The sequence below is a fragment of the Frankia sp. R82 genome, assembly GCF_023716925.1.
Taxonomy (GTDB): Bacteria; Actinomycetota; Actinomycetes; order Frankiales; family Frankiaceae; genus Frankia.
The window spans coordinates 1-7,080 of the sequence record NZ_JAMQQG010000241.1; the positions used below are offsets into that span (position 1 = coordinate 1).

A 7,080-nucleotide genomic window follows, 5' to 3' on the forward strand; every position below is an offset into this window, starting at 1 on the left:
GGGCCGACCTCGACCTCGTCGGCCGCCCGCGCCCGCCCCCCGTCGCCGGCCTGGTGGCCGGCACCCGCTCTGCCGGTCGGATCGTGGGCGGTCGGGTCGGCGGCGGTCGGGTCGGGCCGGGCCTGCTGACCGGTCTCCTCCGGCGAGCCCGCGCCGTACGGGGAGGGCACCGGCACCGCACGGGTGCGCGGGGCGTACCGGGTCGGATCGTCCTCGTCCGGCCATGTCCCCGCGCCGGCGCCGGCGGGTCCGAACGGGCGGGTGTCCGTCCAGGGGCGCTGTGCGGCAGCCAGCAACAGGTCGCGAGCCCGCTGGGGGCTGATGCGTCGCTGTGGATCCTTCTCCAGCAGACCGTCGAGCACCGCGGCGAGCGCCCCGGCATGCGGCGCCGGCGCCGGCGGGTGCAGCACGATCGCCGCGAGCATCGCACCGAAGCTGTCCCGCTCGAACGGCGGCCGCCCCTCGACGGCGAAGTACAGCGTGCCGCCCAGGCTGAACAGGTCGGCGTCGAACGTGGCCGGGGCGTTGTTGAGCCGTTCCGGGGCCATGTAGAGCGGGGTGCCGAGCACCCCGGTGACGGTCAGGGTGGGATCACCGTCGCCGGTGGCGATGCCGAAGTCGGTCAGCACGGTTCGCCCGTCCGTCCCGATCAGCACGTTGGACGGTTTCACGTCCCGGTGGACGATGCCGTGGTCACGTGCGGCGACCAGCGCGTCCAGCACGGCTAGCCCCACCCGGGCGACCTGGGCGGGCGGCAGCGGGCCGTCGTCGCGCACCACCTCGAACAGCGACCGGGACGGCACCAGCTCCATCACGATCCACGGCAGCCCGTTCTCCAGGACGACGTCGAGGATCGTCACCACGTGCGGATGCCCGCGCAGCTTGGCCGCGTGCCGGGCCTCACGCATCGCCCGCTCGACCCGGTCGGCCCGCTCCGAGCCGGCCACCCCGCCCGCGAGCTCGATCTCCTTGAGGGCCGCCTCGGTCTCGAGCACGCAGTCGAACGCGCGCCAGACCGTGCCCATCGCGCCCGCGCCAAGGCGCGCGAGGAGGCGATATCGACCCGCCACCACGCGGTCGCCTACCGGACCGGCAGCCACGACACCCCCTCGGCTTCGACCATTGTCGCAGGCCAGCTTTTCAGGTGAACGGGGAATGTCACGACCTGCGTCCACCGGCACGGCCGGGCAACCACAGATCGACACCGTCGACCCGTTGCGGGTACCGGCCGACCAGGCCCACCAGCAGGGTCCGCAGCTCGCCCGTCCGATGGGCCGGGCCGAGAACCACCGCGTCCGGGGACAGGTGCGTGTAGGCGGCCCGTACCTGGGTCGAGCCTGCCATGCTCGCCCCCGAGACGGTGCCATTGTCGACGTCGATCAGAGCCGAGGTCAGCGCGTCGCCCGGCCCGTGGAACGACGCCCGTCCCGAGGCGTCCGGGACCGTGCAGTAACAGCCGGGCAGGACGAACCGGAATCCGGCCCGCGCCTGCCACAGCATCGCCCGCGCGTCCTGGGGATGCGGGTAGGGGACGACCAGTGTGGTCGCGTCGGCCGGGATCCGGCGCACCCCGTCGCCGGTGAAGAACGCCGGAGTGGATGCCGACGTGGTCAGCATCGGTGCCGGGATGAGCGCCGCCAGCGTGGCGAGCACGAGCATCCCCGCTCCCGCCCACCCCAGCCCCCCACGCAGCGACGTCCCACGCAGCGACGTCCCACGCGGCAGGACCTTCCGTGGGGGTGACACGCCCAGCGACAGGCCACCCCGCGATGGCTCGCGTCGGGGCAGCGGATGCTCGGGCGGCTCGGGCCCCAGGCGGCGCCGGGACCACAGCTCGTCCAGCCCGACGGCCGTGATCGCCGCGGCACACAACATCACGTAACCGGCGAACCGGGACGGCAGGGCGTTGCGCAGCACCGGCACCCGTTCCCCGAGCAGCCAGGGCAGCGCGATCCCGGTGACGTGGCCGCCCACATGCAGGTGATCGCCGAGCGACAGCACCGCCATCACGATCCCGACCGGGGCCAGCACCCGCACCAGCGGATGGTGGCGCGCCGTCACCGCTGTGCCGATCGCCAGCAGCATCAGCGGAATGCCCAGGTAGCCACCCACCTCGACGGCATTGCCGGTGAAGCGCAGACTGCGCCGCAGCGCCGCGTCCGGGGCGAGGTCCTGCAGCGGTGTCGGGGTGACGAACGTCCACAGGTCACTGACGGCGATGCCGGACGGCTGGATCGAACCGTGTACCCGTCCGTCGCCGAGGAACTGCACCGCCAGCGGCCAGGCGAGCAGCACGCCCGCCGTGGTGGCCGCCACCGTGAGGCCTCGCAGCGCCGGTCCGACCCGTGCCCGCACCATCCCCGGCTGCCACCCGGCCAGCACCACCACGCCGATCCCCGCCGCCAGCGCCGACGACGCGAGCACCTCCTCGCCGATCATCGCCTGACCGGCGACCGCCAGCCCGAGCAGCAGCCCCGTGCGTCCCGGCGACCGCCGCCGCACCCATGGCCGCGGTCCGGGAACAAGCAGATCGATCAGCAACAGGGCGAGAACCGGTGGGAACGGGGCGAACGCCAGATGCAGATGGCCGTACGAGCTGCCGATCACATACGGCCCGAACCCGTAGAGCAGTCCACCCCACGCCGCGGGGCCGACCCGGACGAACCGGCGCAGCAGCCCGTACAACGCGAGGCCACTGGCCACCGGCGCCAGCGTCAGCAGCACCGTCAGGGTGAACACCGGTCCGCCGAGGACCGTGACGGGCGTCGCGAGCAGCGCGAGCAGTACCACCGGCGTGCTCCACAGCACGTTCGCCCCGTCCGGCGCGTTGATCCGGTGCGTGACGAACGGATCCAGGCCGTGCCCGATCGCGTGCGGCGTCCACTGAAGGAACCACGTGTACAGGTAGGCGTCGTTGCCGCCGTAGGTGACCTGCCCGGGGTGCAGCCAGCCCGCCCGGAAGATCCACCCGGCCAGGACCAGGTATCCGAGCGCCACCAGCAGCCAGGCCGGCAGCCGCCTGACCCGCTGCCACCGGTGTCGCCGAGGACCGGCGTCCGCGGGGGTACCGCTCGTGAGCTCGCCACCGGTGGGGGTTGTGGCGTCGGCCGGTTGCGCGGCGGCTGGGTCAACCGCGGATGCTCCGCCGCCGGACGGGCTGGCCTGGGGCAGGTTGATACCGGAGCTGGTCATGAACGGTCCCCCTCGCGGGTCCCACGAGCACGGGGCGGCGATGAGGCGATGGGCGGCCACCGTGCGGGACATTTCAGACGATAGTTCCAACCATGCTTCGATCAACACACTTTCCGGCCATGTGTATTCACAGAGTTACCCATGGCGTCGGAGCGTGACGTTCCTGGTGGGAAGGTGTCGGCAGGGTCATACCCGGACCGTGCCGGGTCGACGAGGCATGGCGCCGGTGGACTGGCGAGGCACGGCAGGTCTCGGGGGAGATGTGTGCCGGCGTGTCCGCGGACGACGTGACACCAACCCACCCCCCCACCACCACGTCACGCACCGCGTGCGCACCACGCCCCGCGGCAGGATCCCGTGCGGTCACCGCCTGATGGCTACCACTTTGTGACCATGCGTTACGGAGATGTGCGGGCTCGGCCTCCTCGGGTTCCGCTGCCCGGCCGCGGCGATCACCTGCTGGAAAAATCTCCCCTACTTCACCCGGGAGGTACTCTCGGGCGCCCCCGATCGCACCAGGTGGCCTTGCTGTGTTGTGTCGTGGTCTCGCCTTCTCCGGTGTGTCGGTTGTCCGCGTCGCCGGGGGTGGTGCTGTTCGCTCTGCAGGGTGCGGCTCCCTCTGCAGGGTGCGGCGCGCGTTTCGTCCCATGGCGAGAGCAGCAACCGTGTCGGCGTCGTCGATCACGGTCGTGGCGCGGGCACGGGTCTGCTTCCGAAGTCCCGGCCGTAACGTCAGGCGACGAGATGCGTGCTGTCAGTCGTTCGGGGGTGGGGTGCTGGGCGGTCGGGCGGCGGATGCGTCGGACCATTCCGCGGTCAGGGCGGCAAGGGTGCGATAGCGCGCCACCGCGTAGTCGGGGGACACGACGCCGTGCTGGTCGAACAGGGCGACGGGATAGCCGCGCTCGGCGCGGTAGCCCCGCTCGCCGATGATGATGCGCCCGCCGAGGCGGACGACACCGACGACGCAGGGCAGAGCCGTCCACCGGGGGCGGCGGGCGGTTGCGAGCAGGTCCGGGGTGCGCCAGGCATACAGCCCACACAGGCAGTGTTCGTCCGGAACCCGATCGTGGCTGGCGGGGGGTGTGGCGGAACCGGGATCGTCCTGCGGACGGCCAGCGATGCGCAGACACCGCGCCTCGGTGATGCCGTCGGCGCGCCACAGCAGCATGTCGGGTGGAAACGGGGACCAGGGCGTCCAGGCGGGGCGCAGCTGACCGTGACCGTCAACCGCCCACTGCCGCCAGCCGAGCAGGCTCACCCGGGCACCGGCTCCCTCTCGGGCTGCGTGACCGGTGTGGCCGGTGTTGCCGGTGTGGCCGGGACGGTCAGCGGTTCGGCGTCGGGAAAGCTGATCGGCTCATCCTCGACTATCCGTTCGGGCTTACCCACGTCACCCATCGCTCCACGGTCGGCGCCGGACGGCGTTCCGTCAATGGCCGGTTCGCGCATGTTCGTCCCGTCCTCGCTCCTGACTTCGGCCGGATCTGTGGTTGACGCGGAGACAGACCTCGTGACTACCCGGCCAGTCGGTGTCAGGTCAACGAAGTGACTGGTCAGAGGTCTGGATGGGGTGGTCGGGGGAGTGGGTGGACTGATCCGGACCCGATCTGGACGGGGTGTCAAGGGCGGTACGGGGGATGCGGGAGCTAGCAAGGTCGTGGTGTTCAATATGACCTTCACATAGCTATAAGAGGTGATAATGGTGCGGGGTTCGTCTGCGGGTGACCGGCTGTCCGTTTCCGTCCTGGCACCGGCGCCCCCGGCTGATGCGGCTGTAGCTGTTGCCGGTGGTGTGGCCACCGACGCGGTCGTCGGAGGCGCGGTGGCACCGGGGCTGGTGGTCGATCCGGCGGGGGACGATCCCTACGAGTTCGCCGCGCGGCTGCTGTGGGCGCGGGTGCTCGGCCCCGGCGGGAGCGTCGGACGCCCCGCGATCTCCGGTAGCCCCACGGTTGCCGGCGACCCCGCGGTCTGCGACGACCCGGTGGACCCGGCGAACCCCGGGCGCTCGGTGGCCTCCGATGACCCCGTGGACGCGCTGGTCGGAATTCTGCGCGACGAGTTCGGCATCGTCGTGCCGGCACACGACATCCGCGCGACGCCGACACCGGCGGGCCTGGCCGACCTGTTGGCCGCACGCCAGGGCGACGCCGAGCGCCATCCGCGGGTGGTGTCGCTGACCGGTGCCGGCGCCGGGACCCCGCTGTTCTGTTTCCCGGAGGCCGGCGCCCCGGCGATCGCGCTGCTGGCGTTCGCCCAGCACTTCGCCGGGCAGCGGCGCGTCCATGCGCTGCAGGCGCACGCCCTGGAGCGCCGTGGCCTGCCCGACTGGTCGGTGGCCGCGGCGGCACGCCGGCATGTGGCGGACATCCGCCTCCTGCAACCGAGTGGGCCGTACCTGCTGGTCGGGCACTCGTTCGGTGGTCTGATCGCGCTGGAGACCGCCCGGCTGCTGCGGGCGGCGGGGCATGAGGTCGCCCTGCTGGCGCTGATCGACACCTACCTGCCGGGAACCGCCCGGCTGACCCGGTCCGGCGCGATCATTCCGACCAGTCAGCTCGAGGGCCGCCATCCGGACCGACCCGAAGCCGTCCCGGACCGGGAGGGGCGCGGAACGCTGGCGGCGGGGGAGGGGCCGGGGCTCGGTCCGCGGGTCGTGGCCGACCGGCTGCGTCAGCTTGTCGAGCTGCCGCTGGCCGGGCTGGTCCGCTTCCGCGGCGCGCACCGCTATGAGGCCTTCCACAACCAGGGCCGGATCCTGACGATGACCTACCGTCCGCACACCTATGCCGGACGCACCTCCGTCTGGCTCGCCGACGATCACGACGAGATCGAGGGCTGGCACGGAATGCTGACCGGTCCGGCCACGATCCGGCACATTCCCGGCGACCACCGGCTCGCCCTGCGGGAACCGCTGCTCGGTCAGATCGTCGCGGACCTGCGGGCCGATCTCGCCGCGGCCACCGAGCGGAACTGAGCGCAACCGACGGGCTCACAGGTTCGCGGATAGCTGATGTGCGGGTCCCCAACCAGGGTTGCTCGGTGGAAGTGACGCATCTCGCACGCTCTTGCCGCAGTATGGAGAGGTGCACCCGGATGCGGTCCCGGATCCGGGCGTGATGATGTCCGGCCCGGGACGGGGGGCTCATGAAGATCCGCATCGGGATCGGGTTCGGCGGGTTCGGCGGGGTGCTCCCCGGCGAGTTCGGCGCGCTCGTCGATCGGCTCGAGAAGCTCGAGATCGACTCGCTGTGGCTGTCCGAGCAGCTCTCCCTGCCCGCCGTCGCCCCGTTTGCCGGCCTGGGGTTCGCCCTCGGCCGCACGAGCCGGCTCAAGGTCGGCACTGGCGTGACCATCCTGCCGGGGCGTAACCCGGTGCTGGTGGCCAAGGAACTCGCCTCGCTCGCGAGCCTGGCGCCACGCCGTGTGCTGCCGGTGTTCGGCCTTGCCCCCGGGCGGGACGTCGACCGGTCGGCCTACCCGGTGCCGGCGGGCCGGCGGGGGGCGGTCTTCGACGAGGCGTTGACGTTGGTGCGTCGGCTGCTGACCGAGCCGCGGGTGAGTTTCCACGGTGAGTTCTTCGATGTTGCCGACGTCGGCCTCGGCGAACTGCCCGCACGACCGCTGGATCTCTGGCTCGGCGGTGCGGCTCCCGCCGCGCTGCGTCGGATCGGCCGGCTCGGTGACGGATGGCTGGCGAGCCTGGTCAGTCCCGAGCAGGCCGCCGCCGGCATCGCCGAGATCCGGGCCGCCGCCGCGGCGGCCGGGCGGTACATCGACGACGACCACTACGGGCTGAGTCTGCGGGTCGCCTTCGCATCGCCGAACGCCGAGACCCTGGCGGCGCTGCGCCGGCGCGACCCGGCGGCCGACCCGGCGCGGCTG

6 protein-coding genes are annotated in these 7,080 nt (G+C 72.3%); 2 read left to right on the plus strand and 4 right to left on the minus strand.

The window, feature by feature from the left end; all coding sequences use genetic code 11:
• The 4 genes from ND747_RS19350 to ND747_RS19365 all read right to left on the minus strand — a co-directional run.
• Nucleotides 1-1,100 (minus strand): serine/threonine-protein kinase (locus ND747_RS19350; RefSeq protein WP_251735192.1); only part of this gene is annotated, 1,100 nt, incomplete at its 3' end.
• Nucleotides 1,101-1,158: 58 nt separating this feature from the next.
• Nucleotides 1,159-3,192: a hypothetical protein gene (locus ND747_RS19355; protein WP_251735194.1), complete on the minus strand. Its 2,034-nt coding sequence runs from the start codon at nucleotides 3,190-3,192 to the stop codon at nucleotides 1,159-1,161.
• Nucleotides 3,193-3,946: 754 nt separating this feature from the next.
• Nucleotides 3,947-4,453 (minus strand): hypothetical protein, encoded by a 507-nt coding sequence (locus ND747_RS19360; protein ID WP_251735196.1) that lies wholly within the window; start codon nucleotides 4,451-4,453, stop codon nucleotides 3,947-3,949.
• Nucleotides 4,450-4,644, minus strand: coding sequence for a hypothetical protein (locus ND747_RS19365; RefSeq protein WP_251735198.1), 195 nt, complete (start codon nucleotides 4,642-4,644; stop codon nucleotides 4,450-4,452). The genes ND747_RS19360 and ND747_RS19365 overlap by 4 nt, the downstream gene beginning before the upstream one ends.
• Before the next feature lie 250 nt (nucleotides 4,645-4,894).
• Between ND747_RS19365 and ND747_RS19370 the strand changes: the two genes are divergently transcribed.
• Both ND747_RS19370 and ND747_RS19375 read left to right on the plus strand, forming a co-directional pair.
• Nucleotides 4,895-6,172, plus strand: a complete 1,278-nt coding sequence (locus ND747_RS19370; RefSeq protein ID WP_374216277.1) for a thioesterase domain-containing protein — start codon at nucleotides 4,895-4,897, stop codon at nucleotides 6,170-6,172.
• 170 nt (nucleotides 6,173-6,342) lie between these two features.
• Nucleotides 6,343-7,080 (plus strand): TIGR03854 family LLM class F420-dependent oxidoreductase (locus ND747_RS19375; RefSeq protein WP_251735202.1); only part of this gene is annotated, 738 nt, incomplete at its 3' end.

Excerpts from the sequence above, each read along its gene's own strand:
- ND747_RS19355 (WP_251735194.1), bottom strand. The coding sequence starts at position 3,192 with ATGACCAGCTCCGGTATCAACCTGCCCCAGGCCAGCCCGTCCGGCGGC.
- ND747_RS19365 (WP_251735198.1), bottom strand. The coding sequence starts at position 4,644 with ATGCGCGAACCGGCCATTGACGGAACGCCGTCCGGCGCCGACCGTGGA.
- ND747_RS19370 (WP_374216277.1), top strand. The coding sequence starts at position 4,895 with ATGGTGCGGGGTTCGTCTGCGGGTGACCGGCTGTCCGTTTCCGTCCTG.